Genomic DNA, 25288 nt, shown 5'->3' on the forward strand with positions numbered 1-25288 from the left:
GGCATCAATCGGCGACCAGCCGCTTCAGCAAGCCGACGGCGGCGGCGAGTTCATCCTGTTCGTGCGCCGACAGCCGCGCGGCGATGGTGCGCGACAGCCAGTCCTGTCGCGCGGCGCGGCCGGTGCGCAGCCGCTCGCGGCAGCTATCGGTGAGCGACATGATGGTCTGGCGGCCGTCGTCCGGATCGGGCGCGCCGCGGACCAGGCCCGCGGCCTCGAGCGCCGATATCGCCGAGCTCATCGACTGCGGACGCATGCCTTCCGAGCGCGCCAGGCTGGACACAGTTGCGGGGCCGTCCTTTTCGAGGCGCAGCAGCACCGCGACCTGGGACGGCGGAAGATCCTCGCGCTGGCCCTGCTCGCGCAGCCGGCGCTTCAGCGTTCCGATCAACAGGCGAAGGTCTTCGGCGAGCGCGGATGTACGCGCCGAGCCGGTACGGGCCGTGGCATTGTTCATGCCGGTGACAATGACATATATGCAGGTAAACTGTAAAGATTGTCTTCGCAGATTACCTTCATATTCCCGTGAGCGTCAGTGCTGCGGGGCGCGGCTTGAAAATCTGAATGGCGCCTGAACCCGGCTCCGGAGTGAATCACATTAGATTTTGTTGTCTTCGTGCGCGCGGTTGTCGATGACTGCGCTTGCGCTCACAACGTGGCGTGTCGTCCCCGCGGTGGCTCGCGGAGTTGTTTGGAATGAAGTTTGATGTTCGTTTCACGGCGATCGGCGTGTCGATCGTCCTCGCTTGCCTGGCGCAGCCGGCAGCGGCCCGGACCTGCGAGGCGCCACCGGCGCTGACATCGGTCGATCCTCCCGGCTTCTACCAGAACGCAAGCGGTTACGCGGACGCCATCAAGCCGCTGCATGCGTTCATTGCTGAGGTCAACAAGGCCGCCGATGAACGCGATCTGGATTGCGTGATGGACCTGCTCGCGGGCTGGGCGAGGGGAAGTGCGCTGCTGACAACAGGCGCGAATTATCAGAGCGATTTCGAACGCTCCTGGGCCGGGACCGATTTCGCGCTGGCGTTGCTGCGCTTCCCGGGCGCGTCCATCAAGGCCGACCATCGATTCCAGCAGATCAAGCCGTGGCTGATCCGGATTGCCGAGGAAACGCGCGATGCCGATCGCATCAACCATCTCGGCAACAATCTGGTCTATTGGGCCGGGCTCGATCTGATGTCGATCGGCGCCCTGACGGATCGGGGCGATCTGGTCGACGCCGGCATGTCCCGGGCGCGCCAGGGCATCAGGGACATCGGCGCCCACGGCGAATTGGAGCGCGAGTTGATGCGCGGCGAGCGCGCGCTGCACTATCACAACTTTGCGCTGATCCCGCTGGTGTTCTGCGCCGAACTCGCAAGTCGCCGGAAGGTCGACCTTTATGCGGAGAACAACGGAGCGATCCGTCGGCTCGCCGACCTGATCGTTCGCGCAGTGCAGGACGAGCGCAGCTTCGGCGCTCTCACCAACGTTCCGCAGCAGCTCTTCCCCTGGACGTTTCAGGGAGACCTTGCCTGGATGGAGCCGTACTACGCCCGGTTTCACGATCCGCGTTTGCCGTCAATTCTTGGCCCCAGGAGGCCTTTTACTAATCCGAGGCTCGGCGGCAACGTGACGGCAAGCTGGGGCGCGCCCTTGCCGGACTAGTTTGGCAGAAGATGTTGGAGAATGTCTCGATGAGATCGCTTGCTGTCATTATCGTTGCATTGGTGGCTCGGGCGGCGCGCTGTATTTGGTGGCGGTTCAGGACGACACCGCGATCCGGAATGGCGGGACATGCGCGTCCGCAGGTCACGGCACGCAGTTTCTGGATCCTCTCACCGTGCCTCTTCCTGGCCACGCTGCTTCCTGCGTTAGCTGCCTCGCCCGACCTCTCCGGAGAGATGGTGACGCTCAAAAATGCGCAGACGGCGCGGCACCTGGGCGACAAGCTGCATGATGTGCCGAGCGTGCTCGACTATGGAGCCGTGTGCAACACGGTCGTGCTCAGATGGCACCGAATGTCGATCGCCGCAGGTTCGCGGCAGTTGACAGTGCCTGATGCGTGGTTCGGGTCGGGCGACGTTGGCAAACTGATCGTTGTTGCCGGTGCCGGCGCGGGCGGCGCCAATCTGGCCGGTAGCATCACGCAGGTCGAATCCAAATCGCAAATCGTCCTCGCGCTCCCGGCGCAGACGTCGGTCGACGTACATGACGGCTATCTCGCCTATGGCACGGACGATGCGCCGGCGATCAATGCGATCTTCTCGGGCGCTTCAGTCCCGCAATGGGACCTTGGCGAGCTGCGCCTGCCGCACGGCGTATGTGGCGTCGGCGCGACCATCGCGTTGCCGGGCGGCCGCGAGAGGGGCGCGTTCGGCATAGAGCAGGTCACGCTGCGTGGCGGCGGCCGCGGCGCATCGTGGCTCGTGGCATTGGCGCCGATGCGCGCGGTGATCGAGGAACCGGCCGGTGAGCACAACCAGGCCAACTTGTTCGACTTCGGTATCGACGGTTCCGGCCTGGCCGACTTTGGTGCAGACATCCAGGGCGGTCATGCCGGCCATCACGCCAACCTGTACTACAACGACAGCCGGATCGCGGGCCTGCATCTCGGGACCATCGCCGTCAACCCGGACGGCACGCTGACCAATCCGAAAAGCTGGTACACAAATGTTTGGGAGTTCATGGCCGACCACAGCACGATCACGGCGGACACGACGTCGATCATGCGGCATGGCGCGCCGCTGTTCGGCATCCTCAACTCGGCAGGCGACAGCCATTTCAGCGACATGGTCGTTGCCCATGCCTCGGTCGCCAACGTGCGAGATACCGGCTCAGCCCACAATTTCTACACGAATGTGCACGCGTGGGGGAACCCACGTTACGAGTACTGGACGCGGGGCAAAATCCAGTTCTCCAACTGCGAGGTCGACGGCGCGTCGGAAGCCGGCGTGCGCAGCGATGAGGACGGGCTGGTTTGGACCGGTGGAGCGATGATCTCCATGAACAAGGGCGCGCCGGCCGGCTTTTTCTTTCCGACCGCGACAGGTCATCACGCCATCGTCGGTCCTGATATTCAGGATATCCCGTCGCGCGCCTATATTCGCCTGGGAGCAGGGGCGCAGCTGCACGATTCGATCATTCAGATTCAGGGCCTGGCCGAAACACATTAGTCCAGGGCGTATGGACCGGACTGCACCGGAGCCGCTGCCGGCGCCTACCGTCGTGGCCTACTCGCTCTCGCTGGTCGCCGGCGCCGCGTACATGTCCCGTGCGCGCCGGGTCACGGCCGCATAGCGCGCGGTCGCACTGAGGCTCATCAGGCCGGCGCGCACCAGCCCGAGGATGGCGCGGCGCGAGTGGAATGGCCCGGTCTTGCTCGCGGCATATCCGCGCGGGTAGAGCTGCAGGCGGCCGGCGAGCGCCTCCTGCAACGCCAGCTTCTGGGTCGCGCTCAGGCGCCGGCGCCGCGCAGGCTTTTCCGCTTCCGCCAGCATGAGCTCGATACCCAACGATTTCCGTGGCGCGGCCTTCATTGTCAGCTCACACTCCGGCCGACTGGCGCGACCTTCCGCGAGGCCCGGCGACCGGCCGGCATCGCCATGGACGCCGGCGTGTGGCACATCATGGCTTGCGCTGTTACTCATTCGTAAGACAGAACCGCATTTCGGGCGGCAGCGGCATCTGACGAAAGTCAGGATCAGTTGTGACGAAAGTCATATTCGTTTGCGGCCACTGCCGGCTTACGCCAGAGTGGGCTGCTCGCTGAGTTGATGGGCAACGCATGATCGATCTGAGCGCGGATTTGCTTGCGGCCGCAGGAGCCGACGTCATCGGTCTCGCCGTCATCGGTGCCGACCGAAGCATGCAGCGGAAGATCGGGCGGCTGGTCGAATGGCTTCCCGCGATCGGCGTCGATTGCTGCGAATGCATGCTGCTGGTCGGCATGGAGGCCGAGCTGGCGGCGCTGGCCGGCGGCCAGCGGGACATGATCGCACTGGCCGGCGTCCGCGGTGCCTCGCCTGACATCACGCAGCCGATGACGGCGGTCGTGCTGTGGAATAACGCGCAGTCGCATTACTTCGTCATCGCCATGCCGGACTTCGCGGGACGTCAGGTCGAAACGCTGCTCGGCAGCGAGCGCCGGGCCCGCCGCCTGATGGAGCAGCAGCTCGAGGCGGCCAGCGCGGAAGTGCGCTTTGCCTCGCTGGCGCGGACGCGGCTGCGGCTGGCGCGCGACCTGCACGATACGCTGGTGCATTCGATCGTGGCGCTGCTGACCCAGATCCGGCTGATCAGGCATTATCTTTCGGCTGCCCCTGCGCGGGTGGCGGACAGCCTTGCAACCGCCGAAGACGCCGCAGCGAGCGGCCTCTCGCGCGCCCGCGAGGCCATCGATCGGCTGCGCACGCCCGACGATTTGAAGCTCGATCCCGATGTCGAAGGACTGCTCAGCGACTTCGCCGCGCGCAGCGGTGTCAGGGTGTCGATCCAGATCGACGAGGAGGCGCGTCCCGGCTTGCGCGATTGCGGCTTGACGGTTCAGCGCATCCTCAGCGAGGCATTGCGCAATGTTCAGGCACATGCGAAGGCACGCCGTGTCTCGTTTCACGCCTTCGAAGCGCCGGCTGCGGTCGGTCGCAAGCTCGTCGTCGAGATCCGCGACGACGGCCGCGGCTTCGATCTCGCGGTGCCCACTCCCGGACATTTCGGATTGATCGGGATGACCGAATTTGCTGAACTCGTCGGCGGAAGCTGCGCGGTGGAGAGCGCGCCCGGACAAGGAACGCTGGTCCGGATATCGCTCCCCGTGGCGGTGCCGCCGGCAGCGTCTGCCGGCCTGCTGGCCGATTGATGTCGTTGCCGCCTATTCAGAACCTTCGAGAGGATGACTGAAGCCCGTGAGCAGAATTGAGAAGGTGCGGGTGCTGATTGCCGAGGATCAGACCCTGATCAGGGAAGGTATCGCCACACTGCTTGCCCAGCAGAACGACGATTTCGAGATCCTTCCCGGCGCGTCCGACGGCGAGCAGGCCATCGAATTCGCGCGGCGCTATCGGCCGGACGTCATCCTGATGGACCTGCAGATGCCGCGTGTCGACGGCATCGCGGCGACCCAGCGGATCCTGCGCGAGCTGCCGCAGACCCATATCGTCGTGCTGACGACATTCGAGACCAACGATCTGATCTTCGAGGCGGTCAGCGCCGGCGCCAAGGCGTATCTCCTGAAGGACGCCAGGATGGAGGAGATCGCATCAACCATCCGCGCGGTGATCAACGGCCAGTCCGGGCTGTCGCCCAGCGTCGCCGCGCGCATCCTCGACGAGTTCAAGCGGCTGCGCGGCCCGCGCGTCTCGGCGAAGCTGCCGGTTCGCGACGGGCTGACGGCGCGGGAGAATGAAATTCTCACGCTGATCGTCGAGGGCAAGAGCAATACCGAGATCGGTGAACGGCTGCATTTGGCCGAGGGCACGGTGAAGAACTATGTCAGCACCATCCTGGAGAAATGCCAGGTCAAGAACCGTACGGAACTGGCAATAAAGGCAATAACTTACTAGAAATAATTGCCCCTAACCGCACACCACGCGGTTGATCCGGCTGAGATTGCTCGCCTTTCTCTGGGCCGCGCCGACAAAATTGGCTATAGGTTTGTTTCGGATTTGCTTTTTGACATAGCAGGTCCGGATTGCGCGGCTTTGACTAAACAGGGAATGACCATGAAGGGTATCGAGCGCCAGACCAAGGATAGCGATGGACTGGCAAGCGCGGCGGCCGGCAACGGCGCGGACGCCGCGGCGCATGGCATGGCGGCGATCGATCAGGTCCGCGATCTCCTGTTCGGCGGCGCGCAACGCTCGATTGAGACCAACCTCTCGGGTCTACGCGAGGAGATGCAGGCCTCGCTGAAGCAGATGCAGGCCGACTTCACCAACGAGCTCACCGCGCTGCAGGCCCGGCTCTCCGACCTCGAGCGCGATACCGAGCAGAAGCGCCTCGACTCGCTGAAGGATGTCGGTGCGGCCATCACCCAGCTCGGCGCTGCGATCAGCGGATTGGGATCCGGCCGCACGGGCAAATAGCATGGCAGCTGCTGCCGGCCAGAACCGCGAGATCGAGCAGCTCAGGACATTGCTGTTTCAGCCCGAGGCGACGCGTCTGACCTCGCTGGAGGCCGACCTCGACTCGTTGCAGCGCTATGTCGGCAACGCCGATCGGCTGGAGACGGCCACCGCCGGCATTCTGGTCGAGGCGCTGGAGCGCGCCGAGGTCAACCGGCCGCGCGAGCTCGCCACCGCGATTGCGCCGGTCGTGGTCTCCGCGATCCGCAACGAGATCAAGAATTCGCGCGAGCAGATGATCGAGGCGCTCTATCCGATCGTCGGCCGGCTGGTCAGCGCCGCGGTCGCAAATGCGTTCCGGGAACTGGTTGCCTCGCTCGAGCAGCGCATCAATGCGCTGACCTCGGCGCAATTGTGGGTCGGGCGGGTCAAGTCGCTGGTGACGGGACGTCCGATCAGCGAGTTCGTGCTCGCCGACAGTCCGCCGCAGATCAACCGGCTCCTGATCATCGAACGCGGCAATGGCCGCCTGATCGCCGACTGGAAGCGCGAGGCGAGCGCCGACGAGCGCGCCGACCTGCTCAGCGCCATGGTCGCGGCGATCCTCGAATTCTCCGTGCAGGCGCTGGCCGGCGAAGGCAATCTGCAGACGCTCGATTTCGGCGGCCGGCAGCTCGCGCTGCGCGCCTCGCCCCGCTTCATCCTGGCGGCGGAGTGCCTGGGACCGCTGCGCCCGGCCGACAATGCCAGGATCAATTCGCTGTTCTTCGATGCGATCGAGCGTATCGACCGCGGCGCGGATTGCGACGCGCCGATGCTCGCCTCGCTCGCATCCGCGATCGAGACCGACGACGCGCCGCGGCGGATCGCGAGCCGACGCGGCAAGGTGATCCTGTTTGCCGTGCTCGCAGCCGTGGCCGCATTGCTGCTCTGGTTTGCCGCGACCTCGCTGACGCGCGCCCTTTTGGAGCGGCGGACCCATGCCGCGCTGGAGCAGCTCGTCGCGAAGCAGCCCCTGCTGGCCACGTTCCCGCTGCGGCTCGACTTCGACCACGGCAGCCGAAGTGTGGCCGTCTCGGGCATCGAGCCGAGCCAGTTGGAAACGACGCCGGTGATCGACGCGCTCGCTACGGCCGCAGCGCCGTACAAGGTCGTCGACCGCATCGGGCTGGTGTCCACGCCGGACCAGGCGGCGGCGTCGCAGGCCGGCATTGCGGGCCTGCAGCAGAGCCTGACGCGCCTGCAGGCGAGCCTCGACCAGATGCGCGAGGCGATGGGCGCGCAGGCGAAGTCGGGCGACGAGAAATATGCCGCTCTCGCCGCGCAGTATGACAAGCTCGGCGAGCAGTCCACGAAGTTGAGCGAGCAAGTCACGAAGCTGCAATCCGTCGCCGACGGTCCGGCCGCGCGGCTCGATCGCTTCATCGCCTCGACGGCAATCTTCTTCATCAACAATTCGGACGAAGTCCTCGACAACGACCAGGCCGAGCAGCAGCTGCGCGAGCTCGCCGCGCTGCTGACGAACAATGATCTCAGGCTGCGGATCGTCGGCTATGCCGATCAGAGCGGCACCGAGGGCACCAACAAGACGCTGGGGCGCAAGCGGGCGGAGCAGGTGCAGCGCAGGCTGACCGCGCTCGGGGTCGACCCGTCCCGGCTGATCTTGGTTTCGCGCGCCGCGACGATGCCGATCACCGACCGGCTCGATGCCACCGTCGGCGGCAACCGCCGCGTGGCGTTCGAGACGGTCTACCGAAGCGAAGTGGCCCGCTGATGCTCACCGCAAAAGTCATGCTGCTCGGCGATATGGGGGTCGGCAAGACCTCGATCCTCTATCGGCTGATCTACAATCGGTTCGAGGGCCAGTACAAATCCACGCTCGGCGTCGAGATCCTGAGCCATGACGTGACGCTGGCCGATGGCGGCGACCCGATGCGCCTCGTGCTGTGGGACACCGACGGCGATTTCGGCACGCAGATCTTCGACACGGTTTATGTCACCGGCGCATCCGCCGCCATCATCGTGTCCGATGTCACGCGGCCGCAGACCGTGACCCGCATGGTCGAGCTGGTCCGCGGTTTCGAGGAGCGATTCCCGGGCCGGCCCTACCGGGCGCTGCTCAACAAGACCGACCTGCCGGAAGCTGCCGGCAGCGCCGGCGCGATTGCCGAGCTCGCCAAGTCGAGCGTCAAGCCGGTTAGCGCCAAGACCGGCGTCGGCATTGCCGAATGCTTTGTCGAGCTCGCCCAGACCATTCGCCGCCGTCAGCTCTAGATTTTCTCTGACGCGTCTTCCTCGCGCGAGGTGGCGTCCACTTCGCTCGACAACGCTCTTCTCAAAAAACTGAGGCGCAGGTTTGTGTCAGCCGTCCCGACTTCTCGGGGCTGGCGAATCGGGCCGGGACGGCTGACTTCATCGCACGTGGGGCGTACGATGAAACGCGCGCGACATGCGGTGCATGACCGCACGAATCTCTCCCCGACTGCACCACGCCGTCCCACACTCCGATAGTGACGATGGTCATCTTCCACTCGGCCAATGGCCTGCCTATCGTCCACTCGTCACTGGAACCAGCCACGAGACCAACGGTGTCCCGGGCGCACGGAGTGAGAGATCATGAGCATTTTTGGAAGCATCATGGGTGCAATCTTCGGCCACGGTGCCCAGGCCAAAACACCTGAGACCACGACGGCTGCGCCGGGAGCATCGCCGGCGACGACGTCAACCGCCGCATCCACCGCGCCTGGAACGCCCGCCGCGCAAACGGTCGACGTCGCGGCGATCGTCGACAAGGCGGCGGCTGCCACCGGTGAGAAGCTCGATTGGCGGACCTCGATCGTCGACCTGATGAAGGCGCTCGGCCTCGACAGCAGCCTCGCTGCGCGCAAGGAGCTCGCCAGGGAGCTGCGCTACACCGGCGATACCAACAACACCGCTACCATGAATGTCTGGCTGCATCAGCAGGTGATGGCCAAGCTCGCCGCCAATGGCGGCAAGCTGCCGGCCGACATCAAGACCTGATCGCCACCTCGAGCCGTGCGCGACGGTCACATCCCGCACGGCTCCGAACCATGTGTATTGCGTGAGGAGCAGTTGTGATGACCTCATCTCATCTTGCCATCCTGAACAGGCCACGGACTGGCGTCGTTGCCGCTTCGATCGGCACGGGACTCGGCCTCGCGATCATGGCGATGGGCATCACCATCGCCATCGCCCGCGCCGATAGCGCCAGCGAGGAGCCGCGGCCGGCGAACGCGGATGCCGGTGTGCAGCGCGCCGCGCAGAACCTGCCGCCGGCGCGGGTCATCCTGCCGGCGCCGTGGGAGCAGGCCGCTCCCGCTCAGCAGGTCACAGCACCGGCGAATCCGGCAGATCACAAATAATCTTCGCGCCTTCGTTGCGATCGACCATCCACGCATTGCGTCACGGTCGCTGTGAATGGCCCGCACACCACCCAGCTCTGGAGCCTCGCCATGCCAGAACAGGTCAAGCTGCCCCGAAAATTGTCTCAGGAGCCCGGCGGTCCGCCGTCGCTGCGGCCGAGCCACCGGCGGGTCATCGAGGATCTCGACCGCTGGGCCAACAGCCCCGGCCTGCAGCCGCCGAGTGAAGGAGAGAAGCCGGGCGACGACAAGCGTCAGCGCAAGTAAGAGCGCCACCGATGGATCCGCATCGGCGCGGATGCGAGCCGGTGGTGCCGCCTTCAATCAGTTGAACGGCACGCGCGCCCTGGCCGAGAACGTCCAGATCCGGGCCGTGCCGCCGAGGCCGCCATACTCCGCGCCGAGGCCGAGCATCGTGCCGCCCGCGAGCCTCGTGTTCAGCCCGCCGGTGACGCGGGCCGACCAGCCCTCCAGCACCAGCGTCGGGTTGATCGGGATGCCGCTCACGGCCAGTGCCGCGGCGTCGTCCTTGCTGAAATAGTAGTCGCCATAGATGCCGAGATAGGGCGAGACCACCGCGGCGTCGATCGTTGCCAGCGGATAGCTCAGCTTGACACCGCCGGATGCGCGGCCGGTGACGAAGTCACGCGCCGTCTGCAGCGTGCCGAGCGTGTCGACATAGGCGTTTTCATGCTCCCACAACGTGTAGAGGCGCGCGGACGGCTCGACCAGCAGGTTGCTCATCCTGTAGCTGCCGGTGAGCCCGGTCGCGAACATCCAGCGGTCGCCGTTGAAATTGCCCTGCGCCGTTCCGGCGACGCCATTGTAGCCGATCTGCGAGAAGGTCACGGCGGCGTCGTAGCGCAACGCCGGCGTGATCATCCAGCCGAGATAGGTGCCCGCGGTCCAGCCATCGCCGGTGAGCTTTCCGTTGATGTCCTGGGCCGTGTAGTTGAACGTCTCATAGCCGGCGACGGCACCGACCAGGAGGCTCGGCGTTGCCCGGTAGGTCAGTCCCATCAGGGCATTGAGCTGGCTGCCGTAGATCGACGAGCCCGTCGTGCCGACACCCGGCGAGTTCGGCGACGACCAGCGGTCGATGCCGCTGCCCCTGACGTCGATCCAGAACAGCCAGTCGCGCGCCTCGCGGTAGGCCTTGGGCTTCGCCTTGGTCGGCATCTGCTGATCGATCGCCGCGAACGCATTGTCGATGCGCGAACTGCCGCTGCTGCGTCCGGGTGCGCCGGAAGCGCGATCCGGCGCGTAAGCACTGCGATTCCCCGTCGCATCGGCCTGCGCCACGCCGTCTGACGGATCGGCCGCGAAGTTGAAACGCATGCCGGCGCCGCCTGGCGTCATGAAGCTGCCGTCTTCGCTGAACCCTTCCGAGATCGCGTTGTCGATCGCGCCCGAGATCGCCTGGCCGGAGTTCTGCGCCACCAGCTTGGTGATGTCGATCTGCAATGCCCGCAGCTTCACGCTGTCGGTCGGGACATTCACGCTCTGCGCCAGCGCAGGCGAGGTGCTGGCATTGAACGCGCCGCTGCCGGCATAGCTCGCCGTGATGGTGTGGCTGCCGATCTTGAGGGTCGCGATCGAGAAGCTTGCCGTGCCTGCCGCGAGCGTCGCGCTGCCGATCGGCGATCCATTGTCGCTGAAGGTCACTGTGCCGGTCGGCGTTCCTGCTGCGGCGGTGACGTTCGCCGTGAAGGTGACCGATTGGCCAAGATTGCTCGGATTCTGCGACGAGGTCAGTGCGGTCTGGGTCGTCGTTGTTGCTGCGAAGGTGAAGCGGTCCGCAGCCGATGTCGCCGAGGTCCCGACTGCCGTCGTCACCGTGACATCCACCGTTCCCGTTCCCGCCGGCGAGGTCGCCGTGATCTGGGTGCTGGAATTAACGGTGAAGCCGGCTGCAGGGGTTGCGCCGAACGTGACGGCCGTCGCAGCGGTCAAGGCTGTGCCTGTTATGATGACCGTCGTTCCGCCGCTGGTCGGGCCTGCGGTCGGCGAGATCGACGTCACCGTCGGCGCGGATGCTACGTAGGTGTACCGATCCACGGGAGACGTGGACGACGTCCCGGACGGGCTGGTGACGGTGACATCGACCGTGCCGGTACCCGCCGGCGCAACGGCGGTGATCTGCTCGTTCGAATCGATGGCGAAGCTCGTTGCACTGGCGGCGCCGAAGTGCACGGCGGTTGCGGTGTTGAAGCTGCCGCCCGCGATGATAACGGTGGTGCCGCCCGCCGCGGGCCCCGTCGCCGGGGAGATCGAGACCACCGCCGGCGGCGAGCTGGCCGCGGCGACCTGGCTGAACAGCGTGGCGGCGATCAGGGCGAGGGCGCATCCGGCGTGTCGCGCGATCGCCATCGGCCGCAGTCTGGTGCGGACGTCGAATGCAAGACGCGAGGCGGCGAAGCGGAAACGAGTCCGCATGAAATTTGCAATCGGCAACAAGGTAACCCCCGTCGCACCGGCCCCCGCTGCGGAATCGGCGCACATTCAAAAAATACGGGTTTGTTGTAGTACGCGGCTCGCGCGGCACGCCGCGGAATCTCCGCACGCATCGGCTTTTGTAACGCGGCGTTGCTGGGCTGCTACGTCATTGCACGATTTGAGAAGCCGCTAGCGCACGATATTGCTGCGAGCAGGCCGTCATTCGCATTCAGCGCACGCAAAGTGGGTCGTTGATAACGCACCCGTCTCATGAGGCGCTTGCTGCGGGACCGTCGCGGCTACGGCCGCGGCGCCGTCGCGATCAGCGCGGTCGAGGGAATCGCGAAGGTGTCTCCGACCCGCCCGCGCTCGATCTCGCTCCGGAACGCGCGTGCAACGGCGGCGCTCTGGTCCGCATCGAGCCCGCTCCAATGCGGCATGAACTCGAACAGTTTGTCGACGTCGGCAGGATCGGCGACGTTGAGCTTGAAGTCGTGGGTGATCTCGGCGATTGCCGGGCCGGAGAAGCCGGCCGCGACGACCGCCGCAGCGAGGCGGCCGGGATCGGCGAGTTCGGCGAGGCCCGTGCACGGCATCGGCGTGACGTTGTCGGGATAGAGCCGCCGGATCACCTGCGAGAGCAGCAGATGCACAGCGGCGCCGTCGGCGCTTTTCCAGACCGCAATCGCCGCCGATCCGCCTGGCCGTGTCACCCGCGCCATCTCGCGCAGCCCGGCGCGCCAGTCCGGAAACAGCATCACGCCGAACACCGACACCGCCGCATCGAAGGCGGCATCCGGCAGGTCGAGCGCCTGGCCGTCCATCTGCCGTGCATCGATATTCGCCACATCATGCGCGCGGACCCGTGCCACCATGCCGGCCGAGAAGTCGATCGCGGTGACGTCGGCGCCCCGGCGCGCGGCCGCAAGCGCAGCGGCCCCCGTACCGGTGGCGACGTCGAGCACCTTCGTCGACGGGCCGATCGGGAGCATCGCGACCGCGGCCTCGGCGAAGTGTGTCGTGAACGGCTGCGATTGCGCCTCGTAGGTCGCGACCATCTTGTCCCAGTGTGCGGGATCGTTGAACGGAAGCGGCTTCGCCTGTTCACTTGGCTGCATGAATCTGGTCCTCGAGGCTTTGCTTGTGTTTGGCGAGGCGGCGCTTGAAGTCCTTCGCGAGCGCGTCGAGCGTTACCGCGCCGAGCCGCTTCAGGAAAATCGCCTCGACCTCGCGAAACGTGCCTGACAGCGCATCGTTAACGGCCTGTTCGACCAGGCAGCCGGGATTTTCCGAGCGATGGCCCATCGCGACGATCGTGGGCGCGCCGACCGCGCGATAGATGTCGGCGAGCGTGATGTCGGCGGGATCGCGTGCGAGCGTCCAGCCGCCGCCATGGCCCTTCTCGGAGCGGACCAGGCCCTGCTCGCGCAGGCCCGCCATCACGCGGCGGACGACGACCGGGTTGGTGGCCATCGCCTGCGCAAGTTGCTCCGAGGTGACTGGTTCGCCCGCTCCGATCATGTGGAGAAGGCCATGCAGGACACCGGATAGACGGCTATCGCGTATCATGTAACTTCATATGTTGCATGATGGGGTGGACGTCAAGAGGGAGATGACGGGCGGTTCGTCGTTCCTGGTCGCCCCTCCACTTCCTCTTGGAAAAGAGGAGGTAGCTTTGCGCGCCAGAGCCAAGCGGGCGGGGATCACTCTCTCCGTCAGCGGCGGTGTGCGGCTGACCCCCATCCCGACCTTCCCTTTCAGGGGAAAGAGAAGAGATCGGGACTGCACCCAGGTCATGCTTCTTCAATCGGGATTCCCGTGCCGGAATTCCCGCCGCCGCCCGTTTAATCCCCATCGGGGTCTTGAGAGGCGGGGGCGGTATCGTGGGCAGTGTGGCTGTAGATCGGATGTTGCTGGATGCGGTGGCGCATTATGGCGCGGGCCGCGCGATGGAGGCCGGCACCTTGTGCGGCGATATCCTGAGCGCCGATCCCGACCATATTCCGGCGCTGCATCTGTCCGCCGTCATCGCCTTCGTGACCGACCGCGCCGCCGAAGGCGCGGTGCTGCTGAACCGGGTGTTCAGCCTCGATCCGCATCACGGCCCGGCGTTCGCCACGCTCGGCGATGCGCTCGCCGTGAAGGGCGAGCACGAGGGGGCGGTGGCCGCGTTCCAGCGCGGCGTCACATTGCGGCCGAAGGATGCCGGCCTGCACATCAAGCTCGGCGTTGCGCTGTGCGAGCTGTCGCGCTTTGACGAGGCCGAGGCAGCGTTTCGTCGCGCGATCGCACTTGATGGCGGCCTGACGCGGGCGCGGTTCAACCTCGCCGTTGCGCTGGCCGGGCAGCAGCGGCCGGTCGAGGCGGAGCAGGCCTATCGCGAGGTGATCGCGCGCGATCCGGCCTATCGCGGCGTCTGGCTCAACCTCGGCAATGCGTTGACCGATCAGAAGAAGCACGATGCTGCCGCCACCGCCTATCGCCGCGGGCTCGGCGCGGATCCCGACAATCCGGGCCTGCATAGCGGCCTCGGCGCGGCCCTCTACCGTCTCGGCCGGCTGGAGGACGCAGTCCTGCACTATCGCCGGGCGATCGCGCTCGATCCCGACAATTTCGCGCCGCGGCGCCTGCTGGCCATGGTGCTGCACGAGCTGGGCGAGCGCGAGGAGGCGGTCCGCATCTATCGGCAAGTCTCGGCCCGCGATCCGTCCGATCACGTCATCCTCAACAATCTCGGCGCCTGCCTGTTCGAGCTCGGACAGGTCGACGATGCCATCGGCTGCGCCGAGCTGGCGCTGGCGCTCAAGCCGGACTATGCCGCCGCGCACACCAATCTTGGAATCATCTTCGAGGCGCAGAATCTGGTCGAGGCGGCGGTCGCCGCGCATCGGCGGGCCGTCGAGCTCGAACCCAATTACGCCAAGGGCCACGCCAATCTTGCGGTCGCGCTGCGCAATGCCGGCGAGATCGACGCGGCGCTGGTGGCCTCGCGCCGGGCCATCGCGCTCGATCCCGAGCAGCCGCTGGCGCATTACAACCATGCGCATTTCCTGCTGATGAACGGCGAGTTCGAGGAGGGTTTTGAAGAATATCAGTGGCGCCGCAAGACCAAGATGCTCAGCGAAGGCGATCCGGTGTTCGACGAGCCGGAATGGCAGGGCGAGCCGCTGGCGGGACGCACGCTGCTGCTGTTTGCCGAATACGGGCTCGGTGACGCCATCAATTTCGTCCGCTATGTGCCGATGCTGGCGGGCAGAGGCGGCCGGATCATTCTGCAGGTGCAGCCGGCGCTGGTCTCGCTGCTGCGGCCGATGCTGCCCGATATCGCGGTGTTCGCGCGCGGCGAGCCGTTGCCGCCGTTCGACCTGCAACTGCCGCTGCTCAGCCTGCCGCGGATTTTCCGCACCACCGTCGAGACCATTCCCGCCGCCGTGTCCTATCTGCAGGCGGACGCCACCAAGCTCGCGCGCTGGCGCGAGGCGCTCGCCGGCGTGTCCGCGCTGAAGGTCGGCGTGGTCTGGGCCGGCAATGCCAGGCACAAGGGCGACCGCCAGCGCTCGGTGCCGGCGGATGCCGTGCTGCCGCGGCTGGTCACACCGGGCGTCCAGCTCTACAGCCTGCAGAAGGAGCCGCGGCCGGACGATGCCCCGGTGCTGCGGCGTCTCGGTGCTGATATCGTCGACCTCGCGCCGACGCTCGGCGATTTCGCCGACACCGCGGCGGCCGTCTGCGCGCTCGATCTCGTCATCGCCGTCGACACCTCGGTGGCGCATCTCGCCGGCGCGCTGGGCCGCCCGGTCTGGATGCTGTGCCCCTATGCGCTCGACTGGCGTTGGTTGCGCGATCGCGCCGACACGCCGTGGTATCCGACCATGCGGCTGTTCCGCCAGGACAGACCGCAGGCCTGGGAGGGCGTGTTGACGCGAATGTCCGACGCGCTTGCACGGGTCGCGCGAGGGGAGCGGGACCTGCTGCTGCCACAGACGTCCCGCGACTGACGACCAGCCGAGGCTTCCGGTCAGTCACGTTGCGCTCATTCCCTGCGCGCCGCCGAGCAGCTTGGCGTTGAGTCGGCCGCCGTCGAACAGCATTTCGCAGACCGCGCCGTCGAGGTCGGATGTCGTGATCCGCCCGTCGCTGACGATGCTGGCCTGGGCGAGACGGCGCATCAGCTCCTTGATGAATGCGGCGCTGACGCCTTCGCTGCGTCGGACGGCCTCGTCGATGACGGGCTGCTCGAGCGGCAGGCCCTTGCCATAGAGTCTGATCAGCTTGTCGCGTCCGGTCTCGTCGGGCAGCGGCACCTCGATCGCCTGGTCGACGCGGCCGGGCCGGCCGGCCAGCGCACTCTCGAGCTCCTCGGGGCGGTTGGTGGTCAGCAGGAACAGGATGTCGCAATCCTCCTTCAGGCCGTCCATCTCGTTCAGCAGTTTGTTGAGCAGGGATTCCTCGCACGGCCCGCCCATGTCCTCGCGGTCGCGGGCGATCAGGTCGACATCCTCGATCACGACCATGGCCGGCTGCAGCAGGCGGGCGAGGTTCATGTAGGCGCCGAGCAGGCCGACCTGCTCTGCAGTGATGATCAGCGTGGTGTGATCAGGCAGATTGGTGGCGAGATAGCGAATGGTGTGGGTCTTGCCGGTGCCGGGCGGGCCGTAGAGCAGGATGCCCTTGCGGGTCGACTGCCCGAGCTTGCGCAGCAGATCGCGGCTTTCGACGAAGCCGAGCACGTTGCGGTCGAGCAGCCGCAGCGTCCGGTCCGGCAGGATCACGTCGTCGCGGGCGACCGTCGGCAGGCGATGCACGGTCAGACCACGCGAACGTCCGCGATAATTGGCGCCATCCTCCAGCGACAGGATCTTGCCGCGATAGGAGCGCGCCGCATGCACAGCCGTTTCCAGCTCGGCGAAAGTGCGTTGCACGAAAGCATTGCCGGCCGCGCCGGCAGGTAACGCAATCTCAATGCGCAGCGACGGCTCGTGATTGTATTCGCGATAGAATGTCAGCAGCACGGCGTAGCGCAACTCGCCGGTTCGGCACAGCCATAGTCCATTGACGAGGCACTTCACCGGCTCGGCCTCGCCGACATCGACATCGCGATATTGCGGCGGCGCGATCGCCGGTGCATTGCGGCCAGCCTTCATCAGCGCCGCGAAGTCGAGCGTCTCGTAGCGATATTCCTCATGGATGCCGAAGAAGTGGATCGGATCGGTGAGCAGCTTGTCGATCGCGACCTGAACATCGGCGCGCATGTGGCCCGGAAACTGTCGCGCCCGTGTCACGATCAGGTTGCGTGGCACGCCGGCAAAATGCCAGTCGAGCGCAACGTAAGCGGATCGAAACGTCTCGCCCGGCAAGTCTTCCGAGCTGCGGCGTGCCGCGAGCAGGCAGTCGCTGCACAGCGATGCAGTCGTCGTACCGGGGATCAGAATCTCCGTCACGGCCCGCGGGGCTTCGCAGAGATCGCAGGGGCGGCTGGCATCGGCGGATTCGGTGCTGATCATCAACGGCTGGCCGTTGGAGCGGATCAGCCATTTCGCCGAGTTGAAGATGGCCCGTGCGACCGGTCCCGGATAGGGGCCGCAGGGAATAGCGCCGTTGGCCTCGATCAAGGCGGCGCAGGCAATGGCTTCCTGCTCGGATTTCCCGAACACCGTACGCAACAGATCCTGCACGAACTCCAGCGGCGTTTCGTCGTCATCATGAATGAAGAGCCGGACCGGACCGTCGTCGCTGAACACGTCGTGCATGATCACCTCGAAACGCAATCGGAACCAAAAGAACAAAATAAGAACATCATGGTTGCGGGCCTGCGTCAAGCGAAAGATTCGGCCGCCTCATCCCTGGCGTGTGGTGCGTCGATCGATCGGCGCAGCCGGAACCGCCTTGCATGCGTAAACGCCGCTCAACACTTGTGACGATTGTGTTGCGGCAAATGCCAAAACATGGCCGCTGCAACGGCAAACTTCCGACACATCATCGGGGCGAAAAGGAGCGATCCGACATGGCGCGAGCGCGAGAGCTGATTCCTTCCAGGGATGAGCCGTCGCGCAATGACTTTTAATAAGAGGCCCTCGTGTCGCACACATTTCGTTTTGCGATCCTTCTCGTCCTCACCCTGTTCGTCTCTCCCGCGCTTGCGCAGCCGGCCGCCAAGCCGGCGCCGCCGCAACCCGGTACCAGCGACACGCTGACACCGGAGCAGGCGAAGCGCGCGCTCGAGACGCTGCAGGACGACAAGAAGCGCGGCGAGATCATCAACACGCTGCGCGCCATCGCCAAGGCCTCGCCGCAGGCCGCTGCTCAGCCGGCGGCCGCGGAGCCGGCACCCGAGCAGCATTCGCCGATCCCGCTCACCGCCGACAGCCTCGGTGCGCAGCTCCTGCTGATGGTGTCGGAGCAGGTCGGCGAGATGTCGCGCGAGGTCGCAGACGTCGCGCGCACGCTGACGCATTTTCCGGCGTTCTACTACTGGTTTGTGCGCACCGCCAATGATCCGGACGCCTATGGCCTCCTGATCGATATCGCCTGGAAGCTGGTGCTGGTGTTCGGCTGCGCGTTAGCTGCCGAATGGGTGGTGTTCCGCCTGATCAAGCGGCCGGTTGCGTTCCTCGAAACGCGGCTGCCGCAGACCGCGCGCGTGCCGGTGCAGGCGCTTGCCAGCGCCGATCCGCCGTCGTCGGTTGCCGACGTCACGCCGGAGGCCGATCTGCATCGGCGCCGGCTCAGCCTGGCGCGGGCCTGGCAGTCGCTGGTCCGGCTGCCCTTCGTGCTCGGCCGCCTGCTGCTCGAACTGCTGCCGGTGGTCGTGTTCGGCGGCATCGCCACCGCGCTGCTCGGCACCGAGATCGGCGATCAGTCGACCACGCGCCTCGTGATCCTCGCCGTCGTCAACGCCTATGTGTTCTCGCGCGTGCTGATCTGCGCGGTGCGCGCGCTGGCCGGCCCCTTCGGCTTGTTCCGCGTCCGCGCCGAGACCGCAGCCTATATCGAGATCTGGGCGCGGCGCATCGTCGCCGTCGGCGTCTCCGGCATCGCCTTTGCCAATGTCGCGCTGCTGCTCGGGCTGCATCGCGCCGGCTATGCCGCGCTGATCCGGCTCGTGATGCTGGTGGTGCATCTCTTCATCGTCGTCATCATCCTGCAGTGCCGCCGGCAGGTCGCCGATGTCATCCGCGCGCCGGCCGATCGCACCGGCGTTGCGGCGCGGACGCGCAACCGTCTCGCGTCACTCTGGCATGTGCTGGCGATCGCGCTCGACCTCGCACTGTGGGCGGTGTGGGCGCTCAACATCCGCAACGGCTATTCGCTGCTGCTGCAATATTTTGTCGGCACCGTCGCGGTGCTGCTGGTCACCCGGCTCGTCACCATGGTGGTGCTGAGCCTGATCGATCGCGGCTTCCGCATCAGCCCGGACCTGATGCAACGTTTTCCGGGGCTCGAGACGCGCGCCAACCGCTACCTGCCGCTGCTGCGCAAGGTGGTGACAACGGTGATCGCCTTGATCGGCTTCGTCGCGCTGCTCGAGGTCTGGGGTGTCGACGCCATCGTCTGGTTCTACGGCGGCCAGATCGGCTCTCGCCTGATCTCGGCGCTGGTGACGATCGGCATCGCCGCGCTCGCCGCGGCCGTGATCTGGGAAGTCGCCAATGCGCTGATGGACCGGCAGATCGATACGCTGTCGCGTGAGGGGCACTACGCCCGCGCGGCGCGCCTGCGCACCTTCCAGCCGATGCTGCGTACCGCGCTGTTCTGCATGATCGTCGCGGTGGTCGGGCTCACCGCGCTCAGCGAGATCGGCGTCAATGTCGCACCACTGCTCGCCGGCGCTGGCATCGTCGGCATCGCGATCGGCTTCGGCTCGCAGAAACTGGTGCAGGACCTGATCACCGGTCTGTTCCTCCTGATCGAGAACACCGTGCAGGTCGGCGACACCGTCACGGTGTCGGGCCTGTCGGGCGTAGTCGAGAACGTCTCGATCCGCACCATGCGGCTGCGCGCCGGCGACGGCTCGGTGCATGTGGTGCCGTTCAGCGCGGTGACGACGATCACCAACTCCAGCCGCGGCGCCGGTAACGCCGCGGTCAGCGTCAATGTGTCCTACAAGGAGGACACCGATCGCGCCGGCGAGGTGTTGAAGGACATCGTCGCCCAAATGCGTCAGGAGACGGCGTATCGCGCATTCATTCGAGGCGACCTCGAATTGTGGGGCGTCGACAAGGTCGACGGCTCGGTCGTGACCATCGTTGGCCAGATCCGCTGCACCGATAGCGGCCGCTGGGCGGTGCAGCGCGAGTTCAATCGCCGCATGAAGCGGCGCTTCCAGGAGGAGGGCATCGAGATCGCCTCGATGGGCCAGACCATCCTGATGCAGCTTCCCGCGCCGTCGGAGCCGGATGCCAACAAGCTGCCGCGCCGCGCGGCGGGCTGATCTGCGACACCGCGTTCCGTCTCATCGTTGCGACAGTGTCTCGCGACGATGAGACGGCAAGGGGTCTCGCTGGGCTCGGGGCATGGCTTGCACTTGGCCGAAAACGCGCCTTTTTCTTCCTCTCCTGCGATTTCCACGCTGGCACAGCGCTTGCTCAACGCATCTTCGAATGCGCGGCAAGACGCATTGCATGACTAAACCTCAAGCGAAGGAAGGAAACGCACATGGAGCTTGGCTACTTCACCATGCCCTCGCACCCGCCGGAGTGCGGATTGAAGGAGGGCCACGACTGGGACCTGCAGACGCTGCGCTGGCTCGACGAGCTCGGCTATCAGGAAGCCTGGATCGGCGAGCATCATACCGCACCCTGGGAGCCGCACCCGTCGCCCGATCTGCTGGTCGCGCAGGCGCTGCTGCAGACCAAGAATCTGCGCATCGGGCCGGGCGGCTTCCTGCTGCCGTATCATCACCCGGCGGAGCTCGCCAACCGCGTCGCAATGCTCGATCATCTCTCGAACGGGCGCTTGAACTTCGGCGTCGCGGCCTCGGGCCTGCCGAGCGACTGGGCGATGTTCAATGTCGACGGCATGTCGGGCCAGAACCGCGACATGACCCGCGAGGCGCTCGAGATCATCCTGAAGATGTGGTCCGAGCCCGGACCCTGGACGCACAAGGGCAAGTACTGGACGGTGTCGAAGCCGGACACGATGTTCGATTTCCTCAAGCCGCACATCAAACCGTTGCAAGGACCGCATCCGCCGATCGGCGTCGCCGGCCTGTCGAAGAATTCCGACACGCTGAAGCTCGCCGGCGAGCGCGGCTTCATCCCGATGAGTCTGAACCTCAACCCGGCCTATGTCGGCAGTCACTGGGACTCGGTGGAAGCCGGCGCGGCTAAGACCGGCCGCAAGCCGAGCCGCAGGGATTGGCGCTTGGTGCGCGAGGTGTTCGTGGCTGATACCGATGAGGAGGCGTGGAGGCTGTCGACCGGCGACATGATGGGCCGGATGATGGGCGAGTACTTCCTGCCGCTGCTCGGCCATTTCGGCTTCAAGGACTATCTGAAGCACGCCCCCGACGTGCCCGACAGCGACGTCACCGTCGAATATTGCGCGCGCCGGAATTGGATCGTCGGCTCGCCCGCGACCGTCACCGAGAAGATCGAGAAGATCTATCAGGAGGTCGGCGGCTTCGGCGTGCTCTGCGTGTTCGGCTTCGACTACAAGCACAAGCCGGAGGCCTGGCGGCACTCGCTGGACCTGCTCAAGAACGAGGTGATGCCGCGGCTCAAGCATCTCGGCGCCGAGTTCGAGAAGGCTGCATGACAGCTAGGCGGGGTGCGGGGCTTGCCTCGCATCCCGCCTTGCATATCTTGAGGGAAATATATTTCAGTACCGGGGTTGCGGCATGACGGTCGACGCACAGAGTTTCAAGCAGGCGATGCGCCATTGCGCCGGCGCGGTCGCGCTGGTGACGGTCGGCTCGGAGACCGGGCAGCGCACCGGCCTGACGGTGACCTCGGCCTGCTCGCTGTCGGACAATCCGCCCTCGGTTCTGGTTTGCGTTAACCGTAATGCCAGCGCGCACGCCCGTATCCGCGAGGAGCGCCATTTCGTCATCAACTTCCTGAACGAGGACCACGCGCTGCTGGCGCTGACCTTCTCCGGCCAGAAGGGCGTCAACGGCGACGACCGTTTTGCGTTCGGCCGCTGGACCACCGGCGCAACCGGTGCCCCGGTGCTGGAGGATGCGGTGGCGGCGTTCGACTGCGTGCTGACGCAGGAGCTCGAGACCAAGACCCATTCGATCTTCATCGGCGAGGTCCAGCATGTCCGCGCCGCGACCACGATCGATCCGCTGATCTATCTGCGCTCCGGCTTCCAGAGCGTGCGCAACATCCACGATCCGGTCGTGCTCGGCGACCTCGACGCGCGGCGCGTCAGCTGGAACGAGTTTTCCTGAAGCGGCGGCGGGCGGCACGCCTCTCCGAGTCAATCAGCACTGCTGACCAATCCTGATCAATTTGTCGAACGCGCCATCAAGGCGAGCGGCATGATATAATTGTCGTTGCGCATGCAGGAGCGATCGATACGGCGGCGCGGTTCTTCAACTCTCCTCGTCAGCCAGACGTCCGCGTGATCTCGCCTTGCGGGCACGCAACGTTCATCGATTTGTCGATCAACCGCGGCGCTCATCGCGCTTGCCGCCAGCAAGCTCGAACCACAAGCGCGTCCCGAGATCGGCAAATCTCTAGTCATCGACAAGGGAGACCCAATCATGAAGATCGTTGTGATCGGCGGCACCGGACTGATCGGCTCCAGGACCGTTGCCATTCTGCGCCAGCGTGGCCACGACGTTGTCGCCGCTTCGCCGAAGAGCGGCGTCAACACCATCACCGGCGAGGGGCTCAAGGAGGCACTGTCCGGCGCGACTGTCGTGATCGACCTGGCCAACTCGCCATCATTCGAGGACAAGGCGGTGATGGCGTTCTTCGAGGCCTCCGGCCGCAACCTTCTGGCGGCGGAGGCGCCGGCCGGCGTCAGGCACCATGTCGCGCTCTCGATCGTCGGAACCGACCGCACGCCCGAGAACGGATACTTCCGCGCCAAGGTCGCCCAGGAGAAACTCATCCAGGCCTCCGGCATCCCCTACACCATCATCCGCGCCACTCAGTTCATGGAATTCGTCGGAGCCATCGCCGATGCGGGTGCAGTTGGAAATACCATCAGGCTCTCGCCCGGCCTGTTCCAGCCGATCGCGGCGGAGGATGTTTCCGCCCTCGTGGCCGATGTGGCGCTCGAGCCGCCGCGCAACGGCATCGTCGAGATTGCCGGACCGGAACGCGCGCCATTCAACGAAATCGTCGCCCGCTACCTGAAGACGATCGGCGATCCGCGTCAGGTAGTGCGAGACCCTGACGCCCTCTACTGGGGCGGCCGGGTCGAGGAGCACTCCCTCGTGCCGTTGGGCGAGGCGCGCCTCGGCCGCATCGATCTGAACGATTGGCTGCGCCGCTCGCGGCCGGCAGCCTGACGGTAGCAGCTACTTGAGCCACACCAGCAGCGGGACGGGCGCGCGACCCTCGCAGGACAGCGTGCCCTCGTAATTGTGCGTCTTGCGAGCGCTGTAGGTGCAGGGCGCGCCGTCCAGCACCAGCTCGGCCGTCACCTGCGAATCCGCACCCGTGAGTTGCAGCCGGATCTCTCCGGCGCGCTCCTCCGGTCCGTCCAGCGTGCAGATCCCGACATGCTTCATCTTCAGCGGTCCGGAGAATTGCCCGGGCGTGCCCGGTCCGCTTTCGGTGAGATGCCCGGTCAGCTCCCATTCGCCGAGCACGCCGGCCTGGCCGAGGATCTCCATCGCGCCGAGCGGCGGCACGTGGCAAAGACAGAGCGCAACGGCGCCGAGCAGCGCCGCACCGTTGCGCCATGTCGTCAGCGGCATCACAGCTTGCTTCCGGTTGTCTGTCGCAATTCGATCAGCTCGGGCCGCGACAGATCGGCATCCGCGGTAAGCCGGGCGATCTGATCAGCGCATTCCCGGGTCTTGGCCTGATCGCCGGAAGCCTTGGCGCTCTTGATCATCCCGAGATACGCCGCCAGCCGGTTGGGCTCCTTCTTGAGCACGGCCTCGTAGGCGGCAAGCGCGTCGGCGGCCTTGCCGCGATCGAGCAGCATGGCGGCATAGAGCTCGCGCGCCGGCGCCAGCGGTCCCGGGGTAACGGGATGCTTCTCGGTCTTGTCTTCCGCCTCCGCGGCGGCATTCATCGCGCCGAGCGCCTCGTCATATTTGCCTTCGGCGTACTGCACCCAGGCGCTCGCGATCTGCTGCTGGATGTCGACGATGTTGGACCAGTAGGCATCCTTGGCGTCTTTCAGTCCGTCGCGCAGCTCGGCAAGCTTGGCGATATCGGCCTTGGCGGCCGCCGGGTCACCGGAGCGCGCGGCGCCGACCGCCCGCGCGAAATAGGTGATGGCGTCCGCATAGGCGTACTTGGTCGGACGGACCTGGAGCGCAGCAGCGTCCTTCCAGTCGCCGCGCTCGAACACATAGCGGGCCTGGCTTGCCGCCACCGCGTAGGGCCCGGCGAACCGGTCCTGCTTGAACGCGAGCTTGCCGAGTTCGTCGATCACCGCGCGCGCCTCCTTGTCCTGGCCCAGCTGAAGATAGGCATAGACCAGATAGTCCATCGCGTGCGCCTGATCCTGCTGTTCGCCATCTTCCTTGGCGATGCGCGCGGATTCCTTGTTCGAGGCGATCGACTCCTTCCAGTAGCCGACACGGGTGAAGATGTGCGACGGCATGTGCTGGGCATGCGGCGCGCGTTCGGCGATCTTGGCATAGCGCGTTGCCGCGGGGAGGCCCTTCTCCGCGAGTGTCGGATAGTCGTACAAATGGATCAGATAGTGGGCGATGCCCGGATGCTCGGGCTGGCGCTTGAAGATCGGTTCGAGCAGCGCCGCGCCTTTCAGCTGGTTGGCATAGGTCTTGTCGGTTGGAGATGCCGCGACGTTGAGCGTGATCGCATAGGCGATCTGGGCCTCGTCATCGTCGGCATAGTGCGTTGCGACCTGCTCTTCGGCCGCGAGGAATCGCTGCACGCGGGTACGGTGATCGACCTTGTCGTAGTCGACATACATCGCGGCGATCGCGTCGATGTATTCGCGCTCGCGCGGCGTCTGCGCACCCAGCGCCTGGCCTTTCCTGGCGGCTTCGAGGCCGAGCGGAAGGTTTTCGGGCGGTGGCGGCCCGTGCGGATTGTAGAGATAGCTGAGCGCGATCCCCCAATAGGCGATGGCGCATTGCGGGTCGGCCTCCAGCACTTCCTCGAAGGTGCGCCGCGATGCGCTGTACCAGAACGAATGCTGATACAGCATGGCGCGATCGAATAGTTCCTGCGCCTCCGGTTTGCAGGACGTCGCAAAATGGACTTTACCCAATCGTTGTTCAGTAGAATCCGAAGCAGCAGGCTGCGAAATGGTCGCGGCAATGAG

At 65.8% G+C, this 25288-nt stretch carries 23 protein-coding genes; 15 read left to right on the forward strand and 8 right to left on the reverse strand.

What is annotated here, in order from left to right:
* Positions 1-4 precede the first annotated feature (4 nt).
* A complete protein-coding gene (locus CO675_RS24640) occupies positions 5-457 on the reverse strand; it encodes a MarR family winged helix-turn-helix transcriptional regulator (protein WP_097674431.1) in 453 nt (150 codons plus the stop codon).
* Between the two features lie 239 nt (positions 458-696).
* Between CO675_RS24640 and CO675_RS24645 the strand changes: the two genes are divergently transcribed.
* Both CO675_RS24645 and CO675_RS24650 read left to right on the forward strand, forming a co-directional pair.
* Positions 697-1650 (forward strand): alginate lyase family protein, encoded by a 954-nt coding sequence (locus CO675_RS24645; RefSeq protein WP_097674432.1) that lies wholly within the window; start codon positions 697-699, stop codon positions 1648-1650.
* Between the two features lie 29 nt (positions 1651-1679).
* Positions 1680-3158, forward strand: coding sequence for a hypothetical protein (locus tag CO675_RS24650; protein ID WP_143279095.1), 1479 nt, complete (start codon positions 1680-1682; stop codon positions 3156-3158).
* Positions 3159-3215: 57 nt separating this feature from the next.
* Here the strand turns inward: CO675_RS24650 and CO675_RS24655 are convergent, their stop codons facing one another.
* On the reverse strand, positions 3216-3521 hold the full coding sequence (locus CO675_RS24655) for a hypothetical protein (protein WP_229168688.1): 306 nt from the start codon (positions 3519-3521) through the stop codon (positions 3216-3218).
* A 248-nt stretch (positions 3522-3769) separates the two neighbouring features.
* Between CO675_RS24655 and CO675_RS24660 the strand changes: the two genes are divergently transcribed.
* The 8 genes from CO675_RS24660 to CO675_RS41100 all read left to right on the forward strand — a co-directional run bounded on the left by CO675_RS24660 (position 3770) and on the right by CO675_RS41100 (position 9694).
* Positions 3770-4840, forward strand: a complete 1071-nt coding sequence (locus CO675_RS24660; RefSeq protein ID WP_097674435.1) for a histidine kinase — start codon at positions 3770-3772, stop codon at positions 4838-4840.
* A 46-nt stretch (positions 4841-4886) separates the two neighbouring features.
* Positions 4887-5543 carry a response regulator transcription factor gene (locus tag CO675_RS24665; protein WP_050406118.1) on the forward strand — a complete coding sequence of 219 codons (657 nt, stop codon included), beginning with the start codon at positions 4887-4889 and terminating at the stop codon, positions 5541-5543.
* A 159-nt stretch (positions 5544-5702) separates the two neighbouring features.
* Positions 5703-6065: a hypothetical protein gene (locus CO675_RS24670; RefSeq protein WP_245452900.1), complete on the forward strand. Its 363-nt coding sequence runs from the start codon at positions 5703-5705 to the stop codon at positions 6063-6065.
* A 1-nt stretch (position 6066) separates the two neighbouring features.
* Positions 6067-7818 carry an OmpA family protein gene (locus CO675_RS24675; RefSeq protein ID WP_158231298.1) on the forward strand — a complete coding sequence of 584 codons (1752 nt, stop codon included), beginning with the start codon at positions 6067-6069 and terminating at the stop codon, positions 7816-7818.
* Positions 7818-8318: a Rab family GTPase gene (locus CO675_RS24680; RefSeq protein ID WP_097674438.1), complete on the forward strand. Its 501-nt coding sequence runs from the start codon at positions 7818-7820 to the stop codon at positions 8316-8318. Before CO675_RS24675 ends, CO675_RS24680 begins: the two co-directional genes overlap by 1 nt.
* A gap of 342 nt (positions 8319-8660) precedes the next feature.
* Positions 8661-9065 carry a DUF3597 domain-containing protein gene (locus CO675_RS24685; RefSeq protein ID WP_198964726.1) on the forward strand — a complete coding sequence of 135 codons (405 nt, stop codon included), beginning with the start codon at positions 8661-8663 and terminating at the stop codon, positions 9063-9065.
* Positions 9066-9142: 77 nt separating this feature from the next.
* Complete coding sequence (locus CO675_RS24690; RefSeq protein ID WP_097674440.1) at positions 9143-9427, forward strand: hypothetical protein; 285 nt, start codon at positions 9143-9145, stop codon at positions 9425-9427.
* A gap of 90 nt (positions 9428-9517) precedes the next feature.
* Entirely contained in the window at positions 9518-9694 is a 177-nt protein-coding gene (locus CO675_RS41100; protein WP_198964727.1) for a hypothetical protein, read from the forward strand.
* A 57-nt stretch (positions 9695-9751) separates the two neighbouring features.
* Here CO675_RS41100 and CO675_RS24700 read toward each other — a convergent pair whose 3' ends face one another.
* From CO675_RS24700 to CO675_RS24710, 3 genes are all read right to left on the reverse strand, one after another.
* The gene (locus CO675_RS24700; protein WP_245452901.1) at positions 9752-11863 is read right to left on the reverse strand and encodes an Ig-like domain repeat protein; all 2112 of its coding nucleotides are present in this window, start codon (positions 11861-11863) and stop codon (positions 9752-9754) included.
* Positions 11864-12162: 299 nt separating this feature from the next.
* Positions 12163-12981: a class I SAM-dependent methyltransferase gene (locus CO675_RS24705; protein WP_245452902.1), complete on the reverse strand. Its 819-nt coding sequence runs from the start codon at positions 12979-12981 to the stop codon at positions 12163-12165.
* Positions 12968-13432, reverse strand: coding sequence for an Rrf2 family transcriptional regulator (locus tag CO675_RS24710; protein ID WP_097674443.1), 465 nt, complete (start codon positions 13430-13432; stop codon positions 12968-12970). Before CO675_RS24710 ends, CO675_RS24705 begins: the two co-directional genes overlap by 14 nt.
* Before the next feature lie 338 nt (positions 13433-13770).
* On the opposite strand from CO675_RS24710, the gene CO675_RS24715 reads away from it, so the two are divergent.
* Entirely contained in the window at positions 13771-15861 is a 2091-nt protein-coding gene (locus CO675_RS24715; protein ID WP_198964728.1) for a tetratricopeptide repeat protein, read from the forward strand.
* Positions 15862-15885: 24 nt separating this feature from the next.
* Here CO675_RS24715 and CO675_RS24720 read toward each other — a convergent pair whose 3' ends face one another.
* Complete coding sequence (locus tag CO675_RS24720; protein ID WP_097674487.1) at positions 15886-17613, reverse strand: ATP-dependent Clp protease adaptor ClpS; 1728 nt, start codon at positions 17611-17613, stop codon at positions 15886-15888.
* A 326-nt stretch (positions 17614-17939) separates the two neighbouring features.
* Between CO675_RS24720 and CO675_RS24725 the strand changes: the two genes are divergently transcribed.
* From CO675_RS24725 to CO675_RS24740, 4 genes are all read left to right on the forward strand, one after another.
* A complete protein-coding gene (locus tag CO675_RS24725) occupies positions 17940-20294 on the forward strand; it encodes a mechanosensitive ion channel family protein (RefSeq protein ID WP_097674445.1) in 2355 nt (784 codons plus the stop codon).
* A 224-nt stretch (positions 20295-20518) separates the two neighbouring features.
* A complete protein-coding gene (locus CO675_RS24730) occupies positions 20519-21619 on the forward strand; it encodes an LLM class flavin-dependent oxidoreductase (protein WP_097674446.1) in 1101 nt (366 codons plus the stop codon).
* A gap of 82 nt (positions 21620-21701) precedes the next feature.
* The gene (locus tag CO675_RS24735; RefSeq protein WP_097674447.1) at positions 21702-22256 is read left to right on the forward strand and encodes a flavin reductase family protein; all 555 of its coding nucleotides are present in this window, start codon (positions 21702-21704) and stop codon (positions 22254-22256) included.
* A 315-nt stretch (positions 22257-22571) separates the two neighbouring features.
* Complete coding sequence (locus CO675_RS24740; protein WP_097674448.1) at positions 22572-23327, forward strand: SDR family oxidoreductase; 756 nt, start codon at positions 22572-22574, stop codon at positions 23325-23327.
* Between the two features lie 9 nt (positions 23328-23336).
* On the opposite strand, the gene CO675_RS24745 is transcribed toward CO675_RS24740, so the two are convergent.
* Positions 23337-23738, reverse strand: a complete 402-nt coding sequence (locus CO675_RS24745; protein WP_097674449.1) for a hypothetical protein — start codon at positions 23736-23738, stop codon at positions 23337-23339.
* A complete protein-coding gene (locus CO675_RS24750; RefSeq protein WP_245452903.1) occupies positions 23738-25171 on the reverse strand; it encodes a tetratricopeptide repeat protein in 1434 nt (477 codons plus the stop codon). The genes CO675_RS24745 and CO675_RS24750 overlap by 1 nt, the downstream gene beginning before the upstream one ends.
* Between the last annotated feature and the right edge of the window lie 117 nt (positions 25172-25288).

It is taken from the genome of Bradyrhizobium sp. C9 (assembly GCF_002532045.1).
Classification (GTDB): domain Bacteria; phylum Pseudomonadota; class Alphaproteobacteria; order Rhizobiales; family Xanthobacteraceae; genus Bradyrhizobium.

What these genes read in the sequence shown, in the direction of transcription:
- CO675_RS24640 (WP_097674431.1), bottom strand. Translation starts at nt 457, where the DNA reads ATGAACAATGCCACGGCCCGTACCGGCTCGGCGCGTACATCCGCGCTC.
- CO675_RS24645 (WP_097674432.1), top strand. Translation starts at nt 697, where the DNA reads ATGAAGTTTGATGTTCGTTTCACGGCGATCGGCGTGTCGATCGTCCTC.
- CO675_RS24650 (WP_143279095.1), top strand. Translation starts at nt 1,680, where the DNA reads ATGAGATCGCTTGCTGTCATTATCGTTGCATTGGTGGCTCGGGCGGCG.
- CO675_RS24655 (WP_229168688.1), bottom strand. Translation starts at nt 3,521, where the DNA reads ATGAAGGCCGCGCCACGGAAATCGTTGGGTATCGAGCTCATGCTGGCG.
- CO675_RS24660 (WP_097674435.1), top strand. Translation starts at nt 3,770, where the DNA reads ATGATCGATCTGAGCGCGGATTTGCTTGCGGCCGCAGGAGCCGACGTC.
- CO675_RS24670 (WP_245452900.1), top strand. Translation starts at nt 5,703, where the DNA reads ATGAAGGGTATCGAGCGCCAGACCAAGGATAGCGATGGACTGGCAAGC.
- CO675_RS24675 (WP_158231298.1), top strand. Translation starts at nt 6,067, where the DNA reads ATGGCAGCTGCTGCCGGCCAGAACCGCGAGATCGAGCAGCTCAGGACA.
- CO675_RS24680 (WP_097674438.1), top strand. Translation starts at nt 7,818, where the DNA reads ATGCTCACCGCAAAAGTCATGCTGCTCGGCGATATGGGGGTCGGCAAG.
- CO675_RS24685 (WP_198964726.1), top strand. Translation starts at nt 8,661, where the DNA reads ATGAGCATTTTTGGAAGCATCATGGGTGCAATCTTCGGCCACGGTGCC.
- CO675_RS24690 (WP_097674440.1), top strand. Translation starts at nt 9,143, where the DNA reads ATGACCTCATCTCATCTTGCCATCCTGAACAGGCCACGGACTGGCGTC.
- CO675_RS41100 (WP_198964727.1), top strand. Translation starts at nt 9,518, where the DNA reads ATGCCAGAACAGGTCAAGCTGCCCCGAAAATTGTCTCAGGAGCCCGGC.
- CO675_RS24700 (WP_245452901.1), bottom strand. Translation starts at nt 11,863, where the DNA reads ATGCGGACTCGTTTCCGCTTCGCCGCCTCGCGTCTTGCATTCGACGTC.
- CO675_RS24705 (WP_245452902.1), bottom strand. Translation starts at nt 12,981, where the DNA reads ATGCAGCCAAGTGAACAGGCGAAGCCGCTTCCGTTCAACGATCCCGCA.
- CO675_RS24710 (WP_097674443.1), bottom strand. Translation starts at nt 13,432, where the DNA reads ATGATACGCGATAGCCGTCTATCCGGTGTCCTGCATGGCCTTCTCCAC.
- CO675_RS24715 (WP_198964728.1), top strand. Translation starts at nt 13,771, where the DNA reads ATGTTGCTGGATGCGGTGGCGCATTATGGCGCGGGCCGCGCGATGGAG.
- CO675_RS24720 (WP_097674487.1), bottom strand. Translation starts at nt 17,613, where the DNA reads ATGCACGACGTGTTCAGCGACGACGGTCCGGTCCGGCTCTTCATTCAT.
- CO675_RS24730 (WP_097674446.1), top strand. Translation starts at nt 20,519, where the DNA reads ATGGAGCTTGGCTACTTCACCATGCCCTCGCACCCGCCGGAGTGCGGA.
- CO675_RS24735 (WP_097674447.1), top strand. Translation starts at nt 21,702, where the DNA reads ATGACGGTCGACGCACAGAGTTTCAAGCAGGCGATGCGCCATTGCGCC.
- CO675_RS24740 (WP_097674448.1), top strand. Translation starts at nt 22,572, where the DNA reads ATGAAGATCGTTGTGATCGGCGGCACCGGACTGATCGGCTCCAGGACC.
- CO675_RS24745 (WP_097674449.1), bottom strand. Translation starts at nt 23,738, where the DNA reads ATGCCGCTGACGACATGGCGCAACGGTGCGGCGCTGCTCGGCGCCGTT.
- CO675_RS24750 (WP_245452903.1), bottom strand. Translation starts at nt 25,171, where the DNA reads ATGCTGTATCAGCATTCGTTCTGGTACAGCGCATCGCGGCGCACCTTC.